At 55.9% G+C, this 21,473-nt stretch carries 18 protein-coding genes; 2 read left to right on the top strand and 16 right to left on the bottom strand.

The window, feature by feature from the left end; translation table 11 throughout:
* Nucleotides 1–329 precede the first annotated feature (329 nt).
* Nucleotides 330–1,226, bottom strand: a complete 897-nt coding sequence (locus P3T22_RS21365) for a LysR substrate-binding domain-containing protein (protein WP_429326035.1) — start codon at nt 1,224–1,226, stop codon at nt 330–332.
* Nucleotides 1,227–1,342: 116 nt separating this feature from the next.
* Here P3T22_RS21365 and P3T22_RS21370 point away from each other — a divergent pair, with 116 nt between their 5' ends.
* Both P3T22_RS21370 and P3T22_RS21375 read left to right on the top strand, forming a co-directional pair.
* Nucleotides 1,343–2,239 carry an NAD-dependent epimerase/dehydratase family protein gene (locus P3T22_RS21370; RefSeq protein ID WP_063495465.1) on the top strand — a complete coding sequence of 299 codons (897 nt, stop codon included), beginning with the start codon at nt 1,343–1,345 and terminating at the stop codon, nt 2,237–2,239.
* Between the two features lie 128 nt (nt 2,240–2,367).
* Nucleotides 2,368–2,550 (top strand): hypothetical protein, encoded by a 183-nt coding sequence (locus P3T22_RS21375; RefSeq protein ID WP_063495464.1) that lies wholly within the window; start codon nt 2,368–2,370, stop codon nt 2,548–2,550.
* Nucleotides 2,551–2,598: 48 nt separating this feature from the next.
* Here the strand turns inward: P3T22_RS21375 and P3T22_RS21380 are convergent, their stop codons facing one another.
* The 15 genes from P3T22_RS21380 to P3T22_RS21450 form a co-directional block, all read right to left on the bottom strand.
* Nucleotides 2,599–3,198, bottom strand: a complete 600-nt coding sequence (locus P3T22_RS21380; protein WP_063495463.1) for a DUF4255 domain-containing protein — start codon at nt 3,196–3,198, stop codon at nt 2,599–2,601.
* Nucleotides 3,199–3,220: 22 nt separating this feature from the next.
* Nucleotides 3,221–5,326 (bottom strand): ATP-binding protein, encoded by a 2,106-nt coding sequence (locus tag P3T22_RS21385; RefSeq protein WP_429326036.1) that lies wholly within the window; start codon nt 5,324–5,326, stop codon nt 3,221–3,223.
* A gap of 68 nt (nt 5,327–5,394) precedes the next feature.
* Nucleotides 5,395–6,939: a contractile injection system tape measure protein gene (locus tag P3T22_RS21390; protein WP_148662112.1), complete on the bottom strand. Its 1,545-nt coding sequence runs from the start codon at nt 6,937–6,939 to the stop codon at nt 5,395–5,397.
* 58 nt (nt 6,940–6,997) lie between these two features.
* Nucleotides 6,998–8,065, bottom strand: coding sequence for a hypothetical protein (locus tag P3T22_RS21395; RefSeq protein WP_429326037.1), 1,068 nt, complete (start codon nt 8,063–8,065; stop codon nt 6,998–7,000).
* 78 nt (nt 8,066–8,143) lie between these two features.
* Entirely contained in the window at nt 8,144–10,972 is a 2,829-nt protein-coding gene (locus tag P3T22_RS21400) for a hypothetical protein (RefSeq protein ID WP_429326038.1), read from the bottom strand.
* Entirely contained in the window at nt 10,969–13,689 is a 2,721-nt protein-coding gene (locus P3T22_RS21405; RefSeq protein ID WP_429326039.1) for a hypothetical protein, read from the bottom strand. Before P3T22_RS21405 ends, P3T22_RS21400 begins: the two co-directional genes overlap by 4 nt.
* Nucleotides 13,690–13,807: 118 nt before the next feature.
* Nucleotides 13,808–14,227: a hypothetical protein gene (locus P3T22_RS21410; RefSeq protein WP_063495456.1), complete on the bottom strand. Its 420-nt coding sequence runs from the start codon at nt 14,225–14,227 to the stop codon at nt 13,808–13,810.
* Nucleotides 14,224–14,646 carry a GPW/gp25 family protein gene (locus P3T22_RS21415; RefSeq protein ID WP_429326040.1) on the bottom strand — a complete coding sequence of 141 codons (423 nt, stop codon included), beginning with the start codon at nt 14,644–14,646 and terminating at the stop codon, nt 14,224–14,226. Before P3T22_RS21415 ends, P3T22_RS21410 begins: the two co-directional genes overlap by 4 nt.
* 44 nt (nt 14,647–14,690) lie before the next feature.
* Entirely contained in the window at nt 14,691–16,301 is a 1,611-nt protein-coding gene (locus P3T22_RS21420; protein ID WP_429326041.1) for a phage baseplate assembly protein V, read from the bottom strand.
* On the bottom strand, nt 16,301–16,999 hold the full coding sequence (locus P3T22_RS21425; RefSeq protein ID WP_429326042.1) for a hypothetical protein: 699 nt from the start codon (nt 16,997–16,999) through the stop codon (nt 16,301–16,303). Before P3T22_RS21425 ends, P3T22_RS21420 begins: the two co-directional genes overlap by 1 nt.
* Nucleotides 16,996–17,175, bottom strand: coding sequence for a DUF5908 family protein (locus tag P3T22_RS21430; RefSeq protein WP_429326043.1), 180 nt, complete (start codon nt 17,173–17,175; stop codon nt 16,996–16,998). Before P3T22_RS21430 ends, P3T22_RS21425 begins: the two co-directional genes overlap by 4 nt.
* Entirely contained in the window at nt 17,172–17,642 is a 471-nt protein-coding gene (locus P3T22_RS21435; RefSeq protein ID WP_063495451.1) for a phage tail protein, read from the bottom strand. The genes P3T22_RS21430 and P3T22_RS21435 overlap by 4 nt, the downstream gene beginning before the upstream one ends.
* A complete protein-coding gene (locus P3T22_RS21440; RefSeq protein ID WP_429326044.1) occupies nt 17,639–18,868 on the bottom strand; it encodes a phage tail sheath family protein in 1,230 nt (409 codons plus the stop codon). Before P3T22_RS21440 ends, P3T22_RS21435 begins: the two co-directional genes overlap by 4 nt.
* Before the next feature lie 65 nt (nt 18,869–18,933).
* A complete protein-coding gene (locus P3T22_RS21445; RefSeq protein ID WP_429326045.1) occupies nt 18,934–20,316 on the bottom strand; it encodes a phage tail sheath family protein in 1,383 nt (460 codons plus the stop codon).
* A gap of 61 nt (nt 20,317–20,377) precedes the next feature.
* Nucleotides 20,378–21,433, bottom strand: a complete 1,056-nt coding sequence (locus tag P3T22_RS21450) for a phage tail sheath family protein (RefSeq protein ID WP_429326046.1) — start codon at nt 21,431–21,433, stop codon at nt 20,378–20,380.
* Nucleotides 21,434–21,473 lie beyond the last annotated feature (40 nt).

Consider the following 21,473-nt stretch of genomic DNA (forward strand, 5'->3'; position numbering starts at 1 on the left):
CCGGACATTTACGTGACCTATATATCGTCCGCACAAGGGTTTCGGGTGCCCACGCACGCCGCACCGCATTCGCTCTCCGCAGCAAACAACTTGTATATACACGTTCAAAATGGTCGGCGGAACGCGGACAAAAAGATTCAACGCGCCGGCCGACGCGGTAGGGCCCGCCTATACGCCCCTTACGGAGTTATAGGAGAGCCCGCTGACGGCGTAAAAAGCCCGCGCACTCATATGAACTGCACCCCAAATCGTTGGACGGGTGTCCAACTTTGCGGGGTCAGTTCAATACGAGCCGCGGGCTTTTAAGCGGATTACTGGCGAAGGATGCGCTAAAGCATTACCCGCGCCGCAATGAAATCCAGGAAACACTGCACGCGCCCCGCCAGCGACGCGCTCTGGTAATACACCGCGCTCACCGGTTGCCGCTCGTCCAACAACACGTTGCCGAGAATCGGCACCAGCCGCGCTTCGCGCACGTCGGCCGCGGTCATGAAGTCGGCGAGACAGGCGATGCCCCACCCCGACAGCGCCAACTGACGCAGCGTCTCGCCGCTCGATGCGGTGATCGCCGGCTCGATCTTCAACGGCTCTGACTTGCCCTTCCCGCCCCGCTTCAATGGCCAGCGATTCAGGTGCTCCGGCGCCGTGAAGCCGATCAGGCGATGCGCGCGCAACGCTTCCACCGACCTGGGCTCGCCGTATTCGGCCAGATACGCCGGACTGGCGAGCACTCTCAGTTTGCTGCTGCCCAGGGCGCGCGCATGCAAGGTCGAATCCTGCAACGCGCCGATGCGGATCGCGATATCCACCTTCTGTTCGAGCAGATCGACGATCCGCTCGTTGCTGGTCAGCTCCAGACGAATCTCCGGATACAGCGCGGAAAACGCCTTCATATGGGGCGCCACGCAATGAAGCATGAACGGCGACGCCGCATCGACCCGCAAACGTCCCGAGGGCCGCTCGCGCCCGCGCGTGACGGATTCCTCGGCTTCTTCCATCGCATCGAGAATCGCTCGGGCCCGCCGCAGAAACGCCTCGCCCTCTTCGGTCAGTTGCAGGCGGCGCGTCGTGCGCCGCACCAGGGCGGTGTCGAGCTTCTTTTCAAGGCGCGTGAGCGCGCGGCTGACGCCGGAGACGGTCTGCCCCAATTTCTCCGCCGCCGCCGTGATCGAGCCGCTGTCGATCACCGTGACGAACACCAGCAACTCGTCGGTGGAAGTCTTCATTGTTGATTTCAAATCAAGATTGATTTGAGACTAACACGCTTTTTGCGAGAATCAACACGGCGGATACTGCAGGCATTGCATCGTGTTTCCGGTGTTTCCACCTTAGGGAGAACGTCTTGAAGATTTTCATTACTGGCGCCAGCGGCTTTATCGGCGGTTCGATCGCGGCGCACCTCGTGCGCGCCGGCCATCAGGTGCGCGGTTTGATCCGCAAGCCCGAGCACAGCGCCGAGTTGCAACGCCTCGGTATCGAACCCGTCATCGGCACGCTCGACGACAGCGACCTCCTGATCGCCGAAGCAAAAGCCGCCGATGCGGTCATCAACGCCGCGAACAGCGACCATGAAGGCGCGGTGAAAGCGTTGATCGACGGTCTCGCCGGTTCCGGCAAGCCGTTTTTGCATACGAGCGGCTCGAGTATCGTCGGCGACGCGTCGGGCGGCGAAGCGGGCAACGCGCGCATCTATCACGAGGACGCCCTGCCCGAGCCCACCGCGGATAAAGCGGCACGTGTCGCCATCGATCAACGCGTGCTCGATGCGGCACAGCGGAACATTCGCACGGCGGTGCTGTGCAACACGCTGATCTACGGCCACGGCGCCGTGCCGGGCAGCGCAAGCGTGCAGTTGCCGCGGCTCGTGCGCCAGGCGCAAAAGAGCGGCGTGGTGCGGCATGTGGGCAGCGGCGGCAACATCTGGTCGAACGTGCATATCGACGACGTCGCCGAACTCTATCGCCTCGCGCTGGAGAACACGCCGGCGGGTGCCTTCTACTTCGTCGAAAGCGGCGAGGCGTCGTTTCGCGACATGAGCGCCGCGATCGCCCGCGTGATGCAACTCGGCGAGCCGCAAGACTGGCCGCTCGAAGCAGCGCAACAGGAATGGGGTTACGAAATGGCTTCGTACGGGCTCGGTTCGAACAGCCGCGTGCGCGGTGAGCGCGCCCGCAAACTGCTCGGCTGGCAGCCGAAACGCACCTCGGTGATCGACTGGATCGAACACGACATGATGTGATGTTCCGCGAGGGGCGTAATACGTGTAAGCACAGTCGTTGCGAATCCGTAAGCTCGACTGGCTAGAATCCGGCTCACGTAATTGCGCGATTCGACGATACGAGTCGCGCGCGAGTCCGGATTTGATCGATGAACTTGGCGCTGAACTTCGACTGGCTGACCAACCTGTTGGCGATTATTTTCGTCGTGGCGTGCCTATACGATTCACGCTACGACGAATACGGTACGTTGACGCTGTCAGCGGCCGCAATGGGCCTCATCGTGATGGCGATCGAATTGTTCCTTAAGCCCGCCTTCGATATGGCATTGTAGAAACAGCCGTCGGCTGCCGATGCCGGCGATGCCAGCCGGGTCGGGCAATCAGGAAATCTGCTCGATGTTGGACTCGGTGGTCAGCACGCCCGGCGCCGTTTCATTCCTGTCGGTCAGAGAAACCGGCACCGTTACCGATGCGTGTAAAGACAAACGAGGCCGATTGCCAAGGGCCTGCCAGAAATTCCCCAGACTGTTCAACTCGTCTTTCGGCGGGATCATCCGGGTATAGGCGCCAGGTATGCCCGCTAGCTGCCGGTTGTTGATCAGCGCATTCACCACCTGGTTCATCACCTTGATGGCCTGATTGTCCGGCGCGCTTCCCGGACTGCCGACGCCACTGGTGGTTTGCTGCGGATCCCAGTACGTGATCAGGTAATTGCAGCTGACGTTGACCCAGGCCGGCGAGATCGTCACCACGTTTTTATCCGGATCACGAGATTGAGCCCGTGCCTGCGACATCCTGAGCTGTAGATCTTCGTGTATCTCGTAGAGAAATACACTCACCGTCGGATCCGACGGCAAATTATCGAGGTCAGGCAGATCGAACGTGATTTTTACCCCATCGTCGACATAGTTTGTGAGCGCGGTGTTCAATGCGTTGTTGACGTCGATGATTGCAGTACTGGATTGAATCGCTGCGGTCATAAAACAACTCCTCTTCAAGAAACTACAGCATTAACCGTCCGATCTTGGCCAATTCCCGTTTCAGCGCCAGCTCGATGTGAGCCGCGCGGACCACCCCATCGGGCTCATCTGCCGCCAGCCAGGCTGACAAGAGGGCGACGTTTCGAATGTTGGCACCCGTCAGGTGGGCGCGTGCCGCGAGGAAAGCCAGGTCGACATCGGCCGCAAGCCGCACACTCTCCGGCCAGATAGCGCGCCACATCCGCTCTCGCAGCGCGGTGTCGGGGAACGAAAACCGGGTGATGAAAGTAAAACGGCGGCTGAAGGCATCGTCCAGATGACTGCGGTTATTGGTAGCCAGGACCACCAGCCCGGGATACCGCTCCAGTCGCTGCAGCAGGTAGGACACTTCAATGTTCGCGTGACGGTCCTGCGCGTCCCTGGTTTCACTGCGCTTGCCGAACAACGCATCCGCTTCGTCGAAAAAGAGTACGCCGGCGTCCGCTTCCGCAAGATCGAAAATGCGTGAAAGATTCTTCTCCGTTTCGCCGATGTATTTGTTCACCACCGTGGATAGATCGACCTTGATCAGATCGACGCCCTGGCTTGCCGCCAGGACCTCGGCAGCCATCGTCTTGCCAGTCCCTGAGGGGCCGTAGAACAGCGCGCTGATTCCAGTGCCGTAGCCCACCTTATCAGCGAAGCCATTGTCGAGAACGCTGTCCCGATGCTTGATCGCCGCGGTGATTTCCTTCAATTGCTGACGCAATTCATCGGCCACAATGAGATCGTCGAGACTGCGTCCCGGCTCGATACGTTGCGCCAATTTTCCGAAATTCTGCTGCGAACGCAGACGCATGGCTTTTCGCAAATCCTGCTGATTCAATCCTTGATCGGGATCGCGCTGCTGGCTATAAAACACTGCCTCGCTGACGACGGAAGGAAGCGTTTCTGGCGTGAAGTGAAAACAACGGCTCAACGCGCTTGAATCGATATCTGACGCGTCGAACGGTGCAAGCCGCTCATCGAGCAAAGCGGCTTTCGCGGTCGCGGTGCGCGTTGGCATCTCTAACAAAAACTGTGGAATGTTGCGCAACCATACTAAAGGCGAAAGCGGTTCAACCAGACAAACTACCGCAAGCCCCGGCTGTTCCAGTTGCCGCGACAGACCACCAAACAATGGCTTGCGCGATTCCGCCAACGTGCTGAGGGAGCGCACGACAACACAAGCCGCTGACATGCGCGCATAACGAAAAAGCTGGGCGCAGACTTCCTCCGCTTCAGCGTCATTCTCCGGCAAGCGCGATAGATCCAGACATAGCGCGTCGCGTCCTGCCGCTCGCGCCACTTGCGCCACGGCCTGAGCTCTTCCGCTGCCCTGGTTGCCGCGCAACATCATCACGGGGCGAATAGCCTTCTGCGGTGGGATCAACTGATTTTGCAACGTGGATAGGAATGTCGCGAAGTTGCCTTCGCTCGCACCGTTCCCCTCCAACAACTCCACGCAGCTCCACAGTTCCGGCGAGAAGTAGCGACTGCCCAACAGATAGTGAAAAACTTCAGTCGCCGTTCTGAATGATGTCTGATTCCAGCTTTCCAGGTCAGCGGAATCGCTATCCTGCGACTCCACGAGCCGACAGCCAAGCAACGACGCGTCAGGCAGCAAGCTGGCTCGCTGGGCACGTCTCGCAGATGCGGACTCGCAAAATAACGTCAGCGCCAATTCGAATGTCGGGAGGCGTTGTTGCGGACCGCCCTGCAAGCTGGAAAAAAGACCGTGGTAACGCCTGTCAAAGTGAGGTAGCAAACCGAGGAGCAAGACGTTGCTTTCGAAGTCCGTCAGTTCGAATCGCTCGATTATCTGCGTCAGGAGGTCTCCCGGCTGAGGCGATGCACCTGCTTGCCCAGGATGAGAATGCATAGGGTCGGGCGCCGCCCAGGCGGGGGCGCCCAGCGGTTGTCTCAAGCGCGCTGCAATCTCTTGTTCCGGTAGCAGAAAGTCGCTGCGATTGCTGCTCTCCGCTCGCCGGTAATAGTAGTGCTGCAATAGCAAGTCAATTCGTTCGATGTGACGCATCAGGTTGCGGTAGTGATCCGTGCCGTCCTGATCTGACTGACTCATGCCTTCTAAAAGATACGGATCGCTCATACTTTTGCATTCCTTATTTTTACCCTGCAGAAAGGTAGAAGCGAATGACGCTTTCTACCTATTCCTGCTCATAGCCATTCGATCATAAGCGGCTGCTCCAGCCATGGCAGCATCACCTGATTCAGCGGCCACGGCCAGTCATTCAGCAGGATGTCGAAAGGCTCCCGTTGTACCTTTAGTTTCAGTGAGGTTTCGGTTAGCAGCATTTCGCCTGGGCGCTGTAGAAACAGTGTGCGAATGTCCTGGACCTGCAACGTGCGCCAGCCGGGTAGTTGTTCGGGAAGCGTGGCTAGCCAGCAATGCAGCTGTTCGGTCGTTGTTTCGTCAGGCGCTTGCCACTCGATTTCGCATTCGAGCGGCAAGCCGCATAGCCATTTGGTGAACGGCATGCGCCACTCGCGTGCGTAATCGTCGTTCCAGATCAGGGTGTCTAGCCAGCAGGCGGCATTTGTTTGGGCTTGAGCGTCGATGAAGCGGTCTTTCCCCCGTAGGCCCAACCGGCAGAGTAGATCTGGCAGCAGTGGCCACAACAAAACAAGACCCGCATTATTCACCTGAATCTCCGTCGAACTGGCGGCGCATTCTTGCCAGCACCGGCGTCCTCCGGAGGTGCGCTTCAATAGTACTGGGTGAACTTCCCGTGTCCGGAAAGACGACTCATTGAGCACCCTCCGCATTTCACTCTCGCGGGATCCCGTCGCGTCGAACACTCGCTGCGTTTCCCTCGCCTGGGAGGGCACGTCGTTGAACGCCTTCCGCGCTTCGCCCTTCCGGAAACTGACTTCGTCGAACACGCCCTGTATTTCCTTTACACGGTCAAACGCCACTCTGCCTTCCATTACGCGACGCACCGGCTCGTGGGCCCACAGCGCACGCAACCACGGCAACAACGAACGTGAGAGCGGCAGATCAAACAACTCAGTTAGCGCCCTTTCACAACCGTCCACCGATATCGCCAGCACTGCAACTTCTGGCTGCAGTAAATTTTTACCCAAATCCCAAAACGCGTCTTCATGAAGATATCTCAAGGCACTCAGTAAAAGCATGTCTGGCGTTAGAACATCTGAAGCATTCAACAGACGATGCAACTCCCCCCGGTCAAGCGTTTTCCAAAGATGCAACCTGGACGTCGAAAAAAGGCAGGCTTCGGCGATCGCCAACCTGTTTTCGTGCGCATCAGCCCTTGTTCGCGTTAATAGCCTTTCATCATCGTTCCGGGCAAAAACCCGGGCATGCGTCCTACGACCGGAAATCGAAGACTCTCCTGAATCAATTGACGCCATCCATTCGCTTCTAAATTCAGGATTGACCCGTAAATTCAATTTTGATTCTTCTATGTACCGCGAAATTTTATGCTCGACCATTTTGCAGAATTGCGTTTCGAATTCCCACAATGACAGAACGCCCAGATCAAACACAAGGTCATCGATCCGCTGAGCCGTTGGAATTTCTCGAGAAAGCCTCTCAACACCTTGACTAACAGTATCGCGCAAATCACAATCCAACCTGTTCCTGCACCAATCGATCACTCTCGACGAATACTCGCAGGAAACAACGATTTCAATTCGCAAACATCCCAAAACAGACGCACCAATTGCCGCCGCAGCATCCATTCCCTCTCCACACTCCGATGTCTTACAGGGCGATCAATTATATATTCGGCGCATTGAATCAGGTTTTCATAATAAAAACCAGAATATAGTAAGGCGGAACGATATCGACCGCGTGCGCATGCGAATCCTCTGTGACCGAAATTGGATGAGAGTGAGGTTTCCCACCACCGGTTGAAGAACTGGTAACCTGGTAAAAATTTCCCGGTTCGATTGTTTCGAAAACGTTCGCCGCAAGTGTCATGTTGGTACTGAAACTCTCTGTGTGATAGCCGTAAGCGTCGCATAAGTCGTCGGGTCCGGTCCGCTTGGTGCCGGACCAATGAGAATGCGAGGGAATCTGTTCGATCGTTAGCGTACAATCGTCAATGTTGACATCAATGCCTGTCTTAACAGCCGTTGACGTCTGGCTATATACCTTATTATTCTTGTCACCCGAAACCGACTTTCCATTCTCGCCCCCCACATCAGCCACCACACCGCCGAGAATGAACCGGCCCCTCAGGTCGGGGGTTCCAGACCCACCATCGCAGACCACCCAACCCTGCGGTATCGTGCTGCCACAGAACATCATGATCATGCCTTTTGGAAGAACGGTCTTAGAATCAATACTGACCCCGCTGCTATCCACTACTATCCCGTAACCCGCCTTAACGCAGACATAATCACTACTTCCATCGATACCGTTTCCAGCCTTTACCGCGATACCGTTGCTATCGACGGTGATACATCCACCTCTCCTGATTTTCAACCCGCCATCATCTACCTTGATCCCGTCAGATGGCGCGGGCTTCACCGACAGTTTCCCTATGTTGGCGGCATCGGAAGCCAAAGCCAGCCCCGCCCCGACATTGTTATCCGTCTGATCCTTACTCTGCCCGACAGCACGGCGACCGCATTCGGCGATATCGATCAAATTGCCAAAGTCCTGCTGCAACGGAATGCTGCCCGCAACAAACCGACTTTTAAGGTCCGCGGAAGTCACATCAACCACGGTGGCCATCGCGGGACCACCTGCCTGCGCCGGTGCGCTAGCGTCCTTCGCAGCCTCAGCGGCGGATCCTCGATCCTTTCCAGATTCGGTGGTTCCACTTCCGGTTTTCGAACTCGATGAGTTTTTCGTATTCATTTGCATTCCTTATCTTAATCTGAAAAATTCATTAGAACCGGCTAATCACGCCACATCACTAACTTCGCAAAGATGTGACTATGACGGCACGTATTTTTTCGGAACAAGGAACAGACTATTTTTGGCAATCACGTCGACATTCCAGTCAGTCCCGTCCGGCCCAATCACCTGAGACCGCTGGTCGCTGCTGGCAATGACCATGGTGCCGATACCAATCAACCTTGTGGGTAGCAGGCCAAGCGAGAGCTGCCAAAGCAGTTGATAAGTTGCCGTGCTCGGGGCTGTTTTCCCGGCCTGCCAACTGGAATAGCTCCTCGAGAAATTCTGAAAGGAGACAGGGCTGGAAGGATTGACATTCACATCATCGAGCCAATGAATCACGACACTGACACAAGCTGGAATCTCCGCCTGGACGCACTGACGAATCCACCTTTCCGTGGTGTAGGCATCGCCCTGCTGCGGAAGAATCGCTTTATTTAGCACGAGACTGACAATAAACGAGAAGCGATCAAAGCTGCTTCCTGCATACCAGAAGTAATTTCTGACGTCTGTCCCAACCGGAAAGTCATGTTCCGCGCCGTCCGCTTTAACAACAGTCACGGTGCCCGCCACGCCGTCAATCGCCTTGACGGTAACAGGCAACTCCCACGCGGAAACACCCGCCCCTGTCGCAACAGGATCCTCGATCGCGTTGACTACCAGCGTGTCGCCGACACGCAAGATGGCGGGAAAAGGAAACTTTCCAGAAATTGCCAACACCCTTTCGTCGGCCGGCACGCCATCCTGATCGGCCGCATACATTAGGGGATAATCGATATCTTGCAGCCACGCCTGACAGTTCTTCCAATACAGCTTCTTGGCATTTTGCGCGTCGACAATTCGCCCCATGTTGAGAACTAACTCCGGGTTGTCTTGTAGATACAAGGAAAACGAATTGCCCTCGACATCAATCGCGCCAACGATCAATGCCGTCAAGGTATAGTCGCCATTCTCCTTCGGCTCCGCCAACCCGCCCACAAGTACCAGGTCGATCAGTTGCCCGACCAGAAGCTCACTCACAGAGGTAGCGGGATCCAGAACCACGGTGAGCGTGCTCTGATCATCCGATAAGGTAACTCCCGCGGGATAATTCGGCGCATCATATTGACTGGAAGGCCGAACCGGCAACAACGCCCGATGTTCGATCAGATAAAACGGCAACCGGCTCAGATCCACCGGGTTGTCAAAGAGATCGATACCGAAACCCAATCGGGAAGCAATTCGTTTTTGCAGTGCCGAAACTTCGTCAGGGCGGATATTATCGCGGTGATAGGCCAGCTCCGAAATGTTGCCAAGATAATTTTGCTCGACCGCCAAAAATTCGTCGGCAGTCGTGTCCAGCATCTGCGCGGCACGCTGAGTACCGAAGTACGTCAACAGATAATTGAGGATTGCCAGTTCCTGATCGTAATCATCAGCATTGGCCGCTATCTGAGTCTTTAAGGCAGATGAATAGCTTTCATGCACCTTGTCGGCAGGACTGCCTGGCGCGTACGGCCATTGCCCGCCCCAAACCGTGTACCCGTTTCGCCTGAACGTGAGCAGCTGCGGCAGCATCGCCAGTTGATGGCACCCATTAGCCATCATCTGCTCGAACGGCAACAGGAATTGATACAACGGCGGCTGTGCCCCCCCTGGGGGGAGCTGCTGCAAGCCATAGCACGGAGGGATGCTGTCAGTCGCCGGATGATATTGTGCGACGTCGCGATAACGCCCATAGGGCAATATTACATCAGGATCCCGAATAACCGGATCCGCGCTCATTTCAGCTTCAATATCGCCTTTCGCCGCCGTTACGTACTCGCCACCAATAGTAATGAGCTGAACAGATTGAACTATCTCAGTCAACGGGTCGGGGCCCCAAAGCTGCGGATAGGTTGAATTGTTTTGACTGGTCCAGCTCCATGTATTAGCTGCGTTTGACCACTCTCTGAGCGAAACGATACTTTTAACGCCATCGATCGCGAGCCAAACCTGCGCCAGCCCCCCGAGATTAACCGTAACGGGTTTTGTATAGTCGACCGTCTCCGGCAAAACAGGAATCCAGCCGTTCGTCATGTAAGGCCCCTGATAAATAGCATCAGGACGCTCACCCTGCGCGATGAGCGCGGCGGCCGAGTAACGCATGGCCGATGGTGAAATAAATTTTTCTGTCGCTTCGTATATTGCCGCAAAAATGGCGGCAAAATTTTGCACATTCTCATCCAGTTCAATCAATGCTAACGGATTGATTTGCTGTGGACTGGTCCAAACAACGTTGCTGACGGATTCTCCGATGTTCCGATTGTCGGCCAGAAAAGCGTTAAGCGCGGCCTTTGCCGCCGTCTGGGCCTGTAGCGCGCTTCTGGTAGGTTCCACGTAGAGCGTATAGTTTCCCCGCAACTTAAACTCGACTGGAGCGCTACTCTCAGTTGAAGTTGGTTTGACGAAACTGAACTCTTTTTCGCCAGAGTCATACCAATACGTATAGTCATCAGGGTCAACGACCAACTGCGCGTTACGAAAGTAGAAATATTGGCCTGTCGTGTCATAAAGATCCAACAGCGCACGGCGATAGTCTTCAGGCGTGATAGGTCCACTGGTCAGCGTCATTTGCGGACCGAAGTCCGCTGGAAAAATACCACCGCCGGCGATCTGATCAGCACTAGGAGGCGTAAGCAGGTCCGTGAGTGGCAGCGTACTGCGATACGCCAAATCGGATGCGCTATAGCAATACCCTTCCATGAACGTGACTCCGGGATCGTGCTCGCCGGTATCAGTCCAACTCCGCCCTCCGTAAGTCTCGATCGCCTGTTTCGCTTGCCCGTACAGCGTGTCGAAATGGATGTATTGCTTAACAAGAGGGAGTAACTTGTTCGGATTGCTCATGCTACCGCCTTGGAATGAGTCCGCGGTGAAATGGCCCATGTCAGCACCAGAACCTCGCTCTCCTGCGCCTCACATGAGGCCTTCTTACTGTCGAGCGTCATGTCATTCACTCTGATCACGAACGACTGCTGCTGGATCCAGGCGATGATGCCGTAATAGTCGAGCGTGCTCCCCAAGGTGACGCCGTTCTGCCGGTCCCATGCCCACGGCATATAGTGCTGCGCCAGCAATTCCTGTAACTTGCGGTAGCCGTAGTCAGGGTTCACGTTAAATGTCACGTCATAAGCAATCGGCACATCGCGGTATGTCGGGTTGACCAGCACAATGGATATCCATGACGAGGCCAGCGTTTGCAAGTAGGTCGCCATGTCATTCAGATGAGCCTGGCTGAACTTGGGGCGCAGTCGGTCCTGATTATCTTTTTTTGCATTCACCGGAATCACCAGCAGCGTTTGCGCTGTCGGGGCCGGCAATTGAGTGATGCGGTCCACCGGGGGGATCGCGACGCCAAACACGTTGGCATACCGCGTCTTCAACAGGGAGGCCATGTCCTGCCACGTCAATGCCCGTTCCCGGTGCAAAAGCCGTTGCGCCACACGTTGGAAAAACTGAATAGGGGTCTCAGCGGGTTGCCCTCCGATGGATGGCCAAGGTTGTTCGACACCCTCTATTCCCGGGATCGGCGCGACCGGCCGCGCAATTGTGCCGGCCGGTAGCGGCTGAAGGAAATGCCCCGGATCCAGTGTTTCCGGCGCGTCTAATGTCGCCGTCATGCTGTTGACCGTGATACCGCGGAACCAGGGGTAGGCACAGGTGTCGCCCCCTGAGTCGGGCGGATTGATCAGCGCCCTTACCCAGTAACGGCCCGCCGGCATTTGCGCAACGTCCGCACTCGCATCGTCAGGCAAGAGCGCCGACCACAGGCCACTTCCCAATAGGCCCCTGGTACCGTCCACAACGGTGTCATTCAAGGACCCCCATTGGTTGTCCTGATTGAGATACTGCCAATTGATCTTTAACGTCTGTGGACTTTCCAATTGCCAGAATAACGACAACGTGTCTCCCGCCTTACCACCGCTCAAACCCAGATAAAGTTGCGACTGACTGACATCCCCCGGGTCGATCTCGCTGGCGTAGCCAAACGGCGTCAGCAGATACTGCACGAAGTCGTCTGCCTGTGCCGTCACGGTGTAATTCACGGACAACGCCTTCATTTGAGGTGTATAAGGCGGGTTCAGTACTTTTGTCCCAGCCAGCTTGAGGTAGTTCTGATGCCCGAAATCCGGGTTGACGAGTTCCAGGCGAAGCCATTGTGGCCAGTCGCAGGGATTGCTGCTCCCGGTGGGTGACGCGGTTAGCAACGGCGGAAGCGCAATAGTCAGCGGTGCGGGGACCGGTGTTCCTGTTCCGCTTTCAAATAGCGCCTGGGCCGAGTCCCCCTTGACGCCTGGCGTACTTGATAACGGCTGACTACCGGTTGATGAAACCAGGAGCGGCTGCACCATAAAGGCGTTGTTATTGGAAGGCGTGTAGTCGTATCCGCTATACCATGTTGGAAATCCTTCAGTGGGCAAACCAATCCACTGCGGCGTCAAAGTCAGCACGACAGATTCGCTCCGATTGCACCAGCCTGGCGCCATCAGATTGAAGCCCGACGCCACTACGGGCGAAGTACCGAACGGGTAACTCGTACTATCCAGCCTGTCCACACCATAATCCGTGCTGTAGTGCACCTCGGCACTTCCAGCCGCCGCCACCGAAAGCGCCGTAATCTCCGGAACCTGGGCGCCATCGTCGCGTCCGAGCTTCAGCAACGGTGTATCCACGGTGATGCCATCAAGATTTTGCGGTGCCGCGATCGCGGCCGCTTCGGGCTGAAGAGTAAAGATCAGCGAATCGGTGGTTGAACCCTTGCCTACGGCCAGGTCAAGCCAGCTATCCGTGCCACTCACCTGTGCCGATGTCAGGCTCTCGACATCCAGGGCGGCAGCAAAGGTCACTGTAATAGTGCGCAACCCGGCGGGCATCGCCAATAGCGCGGCCGCCACCATGCGGCCAGTCATCACGGTCCGCTGCCCGTCGCACGCGTCGAATAACCTGAGACCGTACTGTGGAAACTCAACCTTATCCTCGCGACTGTAAACGGTAGCCGCCAATTGAGTTCCTTTCGCGCCCGGCAATACCCAGCGCAAATCCGTCCATTCACCACGGTTGACCAGCAGGGACTCATCCAGCGCATAACGTATGGCCGCGCCATTCCGATCCTGTCCTGCGTCGAACAACGTTCCCGCCGGAATGAACTGCCCCCGGGACGAAGCACTCAACTGAAACGACAGCGCCACGCTGTCCGGTTTTGCGCGTTGCTCACTCAACCCCAATTGGCCCCGGTAGTACAGCTCCCGATGCGCCGCCGGGAGATGGTTGAATAGCGCTCGTGGCGTTTTCAGTACGTCTAGAAACGCCAGCAGGAAGGCTTGCTGCGGCAATAGCGCGCCATCCGCCAGATCGCTGTTGCCATGAATTTCCGCCAGCTTGCCAGGCGAATTTTCCGCCATGAAAAAAAAGTCGGCCCAGCTATTGTCGGCATCAAAGGGAATCAACTTCGCGTAGTCATAGATCGAATTCAGAATCGACTCGTCGGATCGGCCATCCAGAACAAATCGGGCATCCGGTGCAAGTTCTTCCAGCGTGGCTTTCAGATCATTCAATCCTGACATTCAAATCTCCCGCGATTCATTGCGTTCTCCGCGTCATCACAATGTTACAGGCATGGCTAAACGGAATCGCTTTTAAATAAGCATGACTAATTGTCACGTTCAAAAAAATAGCGATGAATTACCCCGCGCTAACCAAGGTTTGCGGCGGCATGAATCGGCCGTGCCCCATACTTGGCGCTATCGGATCCGGACTGTATGGCGGAGCGTTCATTGTCGCCGGCACGGTTGGCGCGAAGCGTGCGATCAATCGCTGTCCCATCAGGATAAGGGGCGCACCGCTGGTCACGCACGGGGCCATCTGGCTGCCATCCAAAGCTTCAACGCTGACAATGCCGGTGCCTGGCGCATATCCCGGGATAAAGTATTGCGCTTGCCACTGGACGCACTTTTCATCACCCATGACACAAACACGGCGCTCGTTAATCGTCGCCTCACCATGGCCCGATATAAACGCGGGTTCAGAAAGCACAACCTGCCTCTGACCAAACATCGGCTCGAAGACGAGTACCGTGCCGTCTACAACCACGAAGGAGCTCATGCCATCCACCGGCCTTGCGCGTCGCCGACGTCGAGCAGACCGGCTATCTTCTGCTCGATATCACTCCCCCTCAGGCAATAGGTCACCTCCACCTGCAACTGGTTCAACGCAGCGTCGGGTTGATAGACCCGCACCGCAGTCAGATGGGCGCGAGGCTCGTAACGTAGCATGCCGTCGATGATCCGCGTTTCGATTTCGGCGATGAGATCGCCGTCGATATTCTCGAACATCACGTCATATAACGCGCAGCCGTAGTTTTCTCGCATCACGCGCTCACCCGGTTCGGTACTGAACAGAATGCGCAAGCTCTGATTCACGTCCTGCGCGCCTTCGGCCATCACTACACCGTCAGCTAGCGTAAATGCGACCGGAAAGGCCCAGCCACGGCCGAATGTCTGCGTCAGAATATCGTTTGCCATAAGTCACTCGTGGTTGTGCATTGGGAACTGCACGATTACAGAGGCTAATGTGAGAGATCGATCTTCGCGCCGGTGATATTGACCATGCTCTTACCGGACAGCGTCGCTTTATCGCCTTCGATGGAAATACTGCTCGCCTTCACCGACAACACCTCCTTGCTCTCCAGGGTCGCGCCTTCCCGCAAAGTCAACTTATTATCAGACGACGCCAGTTCCACGGCGTTGGCAAGCGTGTCAAAGGACAGCTGAAACTGGCGCCCTTCTTTATTGGTCACCAATGCCTTGTTGGTGTTTTCCTGAGAGGGGGCTATCGGTGCCCGGTTGACGGGATTGTGCATGGCTCCAAGAATCACCGGACAGCCAGGATCCTCGTCGAAAAAACCCACCACTACTTCATCACCGGTTTCGGGGTAGAAGCAAAAGCCGCTCATCTGGCTGGCATACGGGCTGGAGAAGCGCGCCCACAGGACATTATCCATGTCGCCCAGTACCGGCATACGAACCCGGAGGCGATTCATGCCACTTATATCCTCTTCAAACGGCGCAACCACACCGATATGAAGACCTGTCACACGGGGAACAAGCGTCGCATCGCGAGTGAAATCGTCGTTGCCCACCGAGACGGTTGTTCGCCATCCCTCTTCCTTGCTGATCCGATGACGTATCCCGGTAATGATCCCGTGACCGTCAACCGACCGGCCATAATCTTCTATCGCCAATGTTTGCCCTAGCCGGTAATCAATGGAACCTTCAACCGCAAACTCCCCTTGAACGCCCGCGGACTGCAGATTCATCAGAAGCCCCGTGGCCAGGGAAGTCGCAGCATCGAAACGCAGCGACGTACTGTAGTTGAACGCCCACGGCGTCGCATTCAGGCGATTACCTTGTGCCGCGTTAAATGCCTGCGTTCCGAGTACCGCCACGCCGGCCAATGCGGTCTGGCTGATCTGCGCCTTGTCATCCCAGGTCGTCACAGTCAACGCTGAAGGTTGATATTGCTCACTGAATGACCATGACCCTTCTTCGATCAACGGGTCTTCACCCGTTAAGCGAGCATGTTGATGCAAAGTGTGCGACGGAATGCCGGAGAGCACCGGCCGCATGATCTCAACCCCTTCCGGAGCGGGAAATAACCAGACTCCGTTCGCATTAAGCCGGCAACGGAGGAAATTCCAGTCAGAGCAACGAAACTGCACCAGTTGGTCGTACACGGTATCCATTCCCGTCACCGAGAGCAATGGAATCGCCTGCTCGAGCAGCAGTCTCCCGGCAATGGCCGCATCGTTCTGCTCCTGGAAAACCTGCGAGCGATGCGTACTTACCAGGGCCTGCAACCCATGACGCAGCGACAGCGTCAATTCGACACGATCGCGGCGCATTTTGAGCGTCTGTTGCACAATGACGCCGCGAAAAATGCAGCTCTCGATCCCGTGCTCGACCAGTAAAATTGCTATGGATCGGCCTGGCGTGCAAAGTTCGATATCCTCGTCACATGACGGCAAGGTTTCCAAAGCATTCCCCGCCACCGACAGAACGACTGTTCCGGCAGGTATCCCATTCACCTTGTGATGGGTATCGGCCCAGATCGGCTTCAACACCCTCAACGGTACAGGTGGCTCGCCAGTCAGCAGTACGATGAGCGGAGTGGGTCGCATCAACGCGTCCCCTTGCCGGCAGCAGACACCTTCAGTGTCTGGCCTGGCCGGATCGCATCGAGACTGTCCAGATCGTTCTCCGCAGCGACCTCGAGATAGTCCGTCGCGCCGGTCAGGGCAGAAGCGGCGCTATTCGTCACTTGCGCGAGGGACGTCGCATCAGGCACGTTCACGACCGCACTAGCAGGCGCCTTCAACTGCTCTTCGGCACTTTGCAGTGTCAAGCTTCCATCCGCTGTCAGCACGAGTGTCGCCGTCGCCCGCAATGGCGTCGCATCGCGTTCGAACAGGGTGTATCGAATCGACAGTGAACTCATGCGCCCAGAAAAGTAGCCCCTCCCATTCCAGCGCATCTTTCCCCACCGGACCTGCAGATAGCGCGGCTCGCTGTCTGCCGGATTGACGTTGTAGCAGAGCGAGCGAAGACGAGTGAGCTGGCGATCAATCGGCGTGTGGTTGCCGGGCATTCTGGCATCGAACAACAACTCGAGTGTCAGCCCCCCTGGCCGTGTCTGCACATAGCGATTGCTTTGCCTCGTGGTGTTGATGAACAGATCGGGGCGATAGTCGGTCTGGTAGTCCAGCGAAACGGAGTCAGGGTTGTACATCGCCGACAGCGTCCCGGACAACTGCGTCATTTCCCGATCGCTATAAGCTTTCAGCGTGAGTTTCGTCGGCTTGCGATGCAGTACATTCATCTTACGCCCCAGCCTTCATCGCGTAGCTGCTCGATTATGCGCCGGGTGACCGCCTGGACGAGACGCTCCTCCTGAATGCGCTCCTGCGCGAAACTGAGTGGCGGCGGCGCAGCGGCGTTTTCCTCCGGCCCAACGACTTTGGCCTGGATAACCAATTCCCTGATCTCAAGCGTCACAGCTTCACCCCCATCGGAATCATTTCCTGATAACGCAGTTCCAGCGTATTGATCAGGACCCGGCTGCTCGTGGCATCAAGATTGCTGGTATGCCAGCGGACGGGCAACGCCTTGGTGATCAACCAGTTGCAAAGCGGCAATGTATCGACGTCGAACAGCGTGATGACCGCATCGAGATACATGACCTTACCGGTCAATAGCTGAGCATTGACCATGATGCTCAAAGGAGTCAGCGCCATGACGCCACGCTCCAGCGTCAGTGAGCCGTGCTGGATTTTTTCGGCGAAATAGCGATTGCGTAGATTCTCACCACCTTCGCTGTAGGCGGAGACATTCCACTCACGGCTGAGTCCTGCAATGCGCTGGAAACTCGAGTCGACCACACTCGGTACCGGCATCCGGTCGAGCCAGAATGTCACTGAGAAGCGATGAGATGTCGCCGGTTGGAAAAATGCTGGACTGTTCATCCTGCGCTCTCCCCCGCGGCACTAACCGAAGCTTGCATCACGCTCAAACGGGTATCGAACGCCAGACTGATAACGATGAACTCGGCCGGTTGGCCGACCGCCACCCCCACCTTCATGATCATTTTTCCGTTCACGACATCTTCCTCGGTCATGGTCTCGTTTAATCCGATCTGGATATAGAAAGCTTCTTGCTCCTCCGAGCCTTGCAAACCGCCGTCCAGCCAAAGTTGGCGCAACCAGAGATGCGCCAGGCCGCGATATTTGATCCAGGTGAGGGCATTATTCGTTTCGAAAACGAACTGACGGCCAATCCGGCTGAGTTCCGCCTCGATGAATGCGATGAAACGGCGGGTTTGCACATAGAGCCACGGTGAGGATGTATTGGGTGTAAGCGTGCGGCATCCCCATACGCGCGTGCCTCGCCCTGGAAAGCTGCGGATCAGATTGAGCGAGGCGCCATCGGGCTGAAACAGGCCATCTGACTGAAGCCATGATTGGGATGGCTTGACCACCTGCGCCAGCGCCGCGTTAGCAGGCGCTTTCCACACACCCGACTCGCGATCGGTATATTCGATCACCGCTGCCAATGCTGCGGAAGGTGGCACCACGACAGGATTCTGCTCGTCCGTACCATAGGTGGTCACGAGATGCGGCCAGTACGCGGCGCCCCATTCCGGGTTGGCAGGATGGTTGGCCATGAAGCTGGCCAGGCATGCACTGGCGCTACCCGCTGCATCGGGTGGATCGAATAGACCAAAAACGCCCTGCCGCACCTGGCAAATCGTCAGTAATGCAAACCATGCTTTGGCCCACTCGCTGCTGGCTGCACCGGCACCTTCCAGCAAAACCGTGTCAGGCATCGCTACCAAGGTGATGGTGCTTTCTATCGCGACCGCTTCGGAAATTCTGGCATCGCCGAATGCGCTGAGCAGTTGCGCGGCCGTGATACTTTCCAGCGCGCTATAGTCGCCCAACGAGAGCACAAAACCGCCACTGCCACCGTTGTCGAAATAGTGTTTCACGGCATAGTAAAGGATCGCTGCGGTTGTTGAGGCTCCGCCGAACAAGCGCTCAAAGTCAGAGAAGCTGTTTATACGAACGGCGGAAAATTTAGCGCCTTGTTGCGTATAGCCAATAAACAGCGGCACAGCGCTTTCGATCTGATTCGATTGCCCCGGAATCGCCTGCTCACTGAAAGTGACATCCGGTTGACTTATCCCCATCATGAAGTCACTTCTCCCATTGAGCTCGTAAAACCGTGGGCGTGATATGGTGTTTTGGCGGTACTCCGCTACGAACTCATGCTCTGCGTAAATTGCAGGATGATAAATTCCGCGGGGCGAACTGCAGCCATACCCACTGTGGCGATCATCTGCCCCTGTGCAATCTGATCCGCCGTCATGGTTACGTTCAAACCGATTTGCACGAAGTAGGCTTCTTTCGGCGTTGCCCCTAACAATGCCCCTTGTATCCATAGGCTATACAGATAGTTCTCTATAGCGCTACGTACCTTCTCCCAGGTCGGCGCATTGTTGGGCTCGAACACCATGGTTTGCATGGTCGTCTTGATATCGCGCTCTGCGCTGTTAAACAGTCGTCGCACCGGAACGTATCGCCAGCTGGTGTCGCTATTTTTTGCCGTTCCCGCCAGGGTTCGTGCGCCCCAAACAATCAGTCCCCGGTTACTAAAGTTGCGGATAACGTTAATACCCGCATCGTTCATCGTCCCCTGCTGATCGTCGGTAACCGTCGCATTGGCCCCAACGAAACCGCTTAGCGCCACGTTGGCTGGCGCCTTCCATACGCCACGCGTAGCATCAGTGCGGCAATAAACACCCGCTATCGCAGCACCTGGCGCAAGAAGCAGCGTGTTCGAAAGGTTGGCCGACACCATTTGATCGATCTCTGCGCTTACGGCGTCGTACTCGGCCGGATTGACGGACTTCAATTGAGCCAGATTCGTCACCTCATTGCCGGTTTTATTATTTCCATCGATATACCCGGACACAGTAATGGCGGCATCCGGTGAACGGGAGTATGGATAATAATTTGTCGTCAGATAAGGGTAATACACCGCGATCTGGTCCGGCTGCGCAGAGGAGAGAGGCGACCCATCGGAACTACCTGCGATATAGAAATACCGCTTATCGGACGTCAACATACCACTCAAAACGCCCTGCAATGCATTATTAAGAGCCGTAGTCGGCACCAGCAAGGTTATGTCATTTTCGAGATCGATTATAGAAGGCACGGCGTCATAATCAGCCTGGGCTGCGGGGTATTTTAGAGGCAAGATATAACACGGCCCACCGCCGTTCTGAAAATAACTTTGCACATCGTACGCGGCGTTCGGCTGGAACGAGACTGAATCGGCATAGGTATAGGTATCGCCCGAGCTGCCGCTCGCCTCCTTACCGTTCACGGCCGCTGGAGCAGGACTAGCGGTAGATTTAATCGAGACTGAAATAAGGGTTGCGGACGAGCAAATTGTCGTGAAATCCAACCAGCTCGCAATGCGAATACATTGATTATAATTAAATTTTTGGCTCCCTCCGCCGGCAGCAGAGAAATATCCAATAAACACAGGCACGGATGTCGCTAATTTACTGACCGAGATTGACGGCGACGCATCTTCATCGATATACACACCCGGGAAACTGGTTGTAACTGGCATGAAATTTTCCTTTTTCAGACAGATGTCACGCGTAAAATCTGGTTGGCAAATCTGACCAGCATTATCCCTGCCCTACGCTTTGGGTAAAATTCAAAACGATAAACTCTGCCGGACGAACTGCCGCCATGCCTACGCTAATGATCAGCCTTCCCTGCGCCACGTCCTCGGGAGTCATGGTAATACCCTCGCCAATTTTGACGAAATAGGCCTCTGTCTCAGTCGAACCTAGCAGTGCTCCGCTTCGCCAGAGGCTGTAAAGATAATTGGCGATGGCACCACGCACCCTTTCCCAAGTCGGCTGGTTGTTCGGCTCGAATACCATTGCCTGCATGGAAGTCTTTATATCCCGCTCAGCGCTATCGAACAGGCGCCGCACCGGAACATAACGCCAGTCATCACTGTCTTCCAGAGTACGTGCCCCCCAGACCACAGGACCCCGATTATCAAGGGTGCGAATCATATTGATTGCCTTCTCGCGATTATATTGCCCTTGCAAATCGTCTGACACCTTATATATCGGCTTATAGTTTGACGGGAGAGCCACATTTGCCGGTGCCTTCCATACGCCGCGCGTCCGATCCACCGCACAATATAATCCGGCCACCACCGCGCTGGCGGCAATGGTGTTAGTCGTCCAGTTTACCGAAAGGCCCGGGTAATAAACTGCCGCCCCCGATATGGCATCATAATCCTTCGCAGCTGTGCTATCGGTTATCTCGTCCGATGGACCATCAAGAACAGCGAATCTCCCGGTTCCCGGCGCGCAGAGGTCCCGTACTGAACTGCTCGTAATATCGGTTTTTCCGCAAGCGACAATCAAGGTGATATCGTCATATTTCGGCACAGAGCCGATCAGCGAGTCGTGCTCCGTTACATAACAGGCCCCGCCTCCACACTCGAAGTATGCTCGCACATTCCAGAAACCATTGGAATCAAGCTCCTTCCCCAGGCCTCGAACATACTGAACGAACTCTAAATAATTATTGAATTTAACTACAGAATAGCCCCAACCAAATACGGGGATTATGGGAACAGCAGTTGGCCTTGTACTGATGGAAATTGCGGGGGTAGTGTCTTCGTCGATATAAACACCGGGATAACTGACAGAAATTGACATCACAATTTCCTACTAAATTTTGTACCGGAGCGCAATGAAA

This window comes from Paraburkholderia sp. GAS348, assembly GCF_050434205.1.
GTDB lineage: Bacteria > Pseudomonadota > Gammaproteobacteria > Burkholderiales > Burkholderiaceae > Paraburkholderia.

What these genes read in the sequence shown, in the direction of transcription:
- P3T22_RS21365 (WP_429326035.1), bottom strand. Translation starts at nt 1,226, where the DNA reads ATGAAGACTTCCACCGACGAGTTGCTGGTGTTCGTCACGGTGATCGAC.
- P3T22_RS21375 (WP_063495464.1), top strand. Translation starts at nt 2,368, where the DNA reads ATGAACTTGGCGCTGAACTTCGACTGGCTGACCAACCTGTTGGCGATT.
- P3T22_RS21380 (WP_063495463.1), bottom strand. Translation starts at nt 3,198, where the DNA reads ATGACCGCAGCGATTCAATCCAGTACTGCAATCATCGACGTCAACAAC.
- P3T22_RS21385 (WP_429326036.1), bottom strand. Translation starts at nt 5,326, where the DNA reads ATGAGCGATCCGTATCTTTTAGAAGGCATGAGTCAGTCAGATCAGGAC.
- P3T22_RS21390 (WP_148662112.1), bottom strand. Translation starts at nt 6,939, where the DNA reads ATGGATGCTGCGGCGGCAATTGGTGCGTCTGTTTTGGGATGTTTGCGA.
- P3T22_RS21395 (WP_429326037.1), bottom strand. Translation starts at nt 8,065, where the DNA reads ATGAATACGAAAAACTCATCGAGTTCGAAAACCGGAAGTGGAACCACC.
- P3T22_RS21400 (WP_429326038.1), bottom strand. Translation starts at nt 10,972, where the DNA reads ATGAGCAATCCGAACAAGTTACTCCCTCTTGTTAAGCAATACATCCAT.
- P3T22_RS21405 (WP_429326039.1), bottom strand. Translation starts at nt 13,689, where the DNA reads ATGTCAGGATTGAATGATCTGAAAGCCACGCTGGAAGAACTTGCACCG.
- P3T22_RS21410 (WP_063495456.1), bottom strand. Translation starts at nt 14,227, where the DNA reads ATGAGCTCCTTCGTGGTTGTAGACGGCACGGTACTCGTCTTCGAGCCG.
- P3T22_RS21415 (WP_429326040.1), bottom strand. Translation starts at nt 14,646, where the DNA reads ATGGCAAACGATATTCTGACGCAGACATTCGGCCGTGGCTGGGCCTTT.
- P3T22_RS21420 (WP_429326041.1), bottom strand. Translation starts at nt 16,301, where the DNA reads ATGCGACCCACTCCGCTCATCGTACTGCTGACTGGCGAGCCACCTGTA.
- P3T22_RS21425 (WP_429326042.1), bottom strand. Translation starts at nt 16,999, where the DNA reads ATGAATGTACTGCATCGCAAGCCGACGAAACTCACGCTGAAAGCTTAT.
- P3T22_RS21435 (WP_063495451.1), bottom strand. Translation starts at nt 17,642, where the DNA reads ATGAACAGTCCAGCATTTTTCCAACCGGCGACATCTCATCGCTTCTCA.
- P3T22_RS21440 (WP_429326044.1), bottom strand. Translation starts at nt 18,868, where the DNA reads ATGATGGGGATAAGTCAACCGGATGTCACTTTCAGTGAGCAGGCGATT.
- P3T22_RS21445 (WP_429326045.1), bottom strand. Translation starts at nt 20,316, where the DNA reads ATGCCAGTTACAACCAGTTTCCCGGGTGTGTATATCGATGAAGATGCG.
- P3T22_RS21450 (WP_429326046.1), bottom strand. Translation starts at nt 21,433, where the DNA reads ATGTCAATTTCTGTCAGTTATCCCGGTGTTTATATCGACGAAGACACT.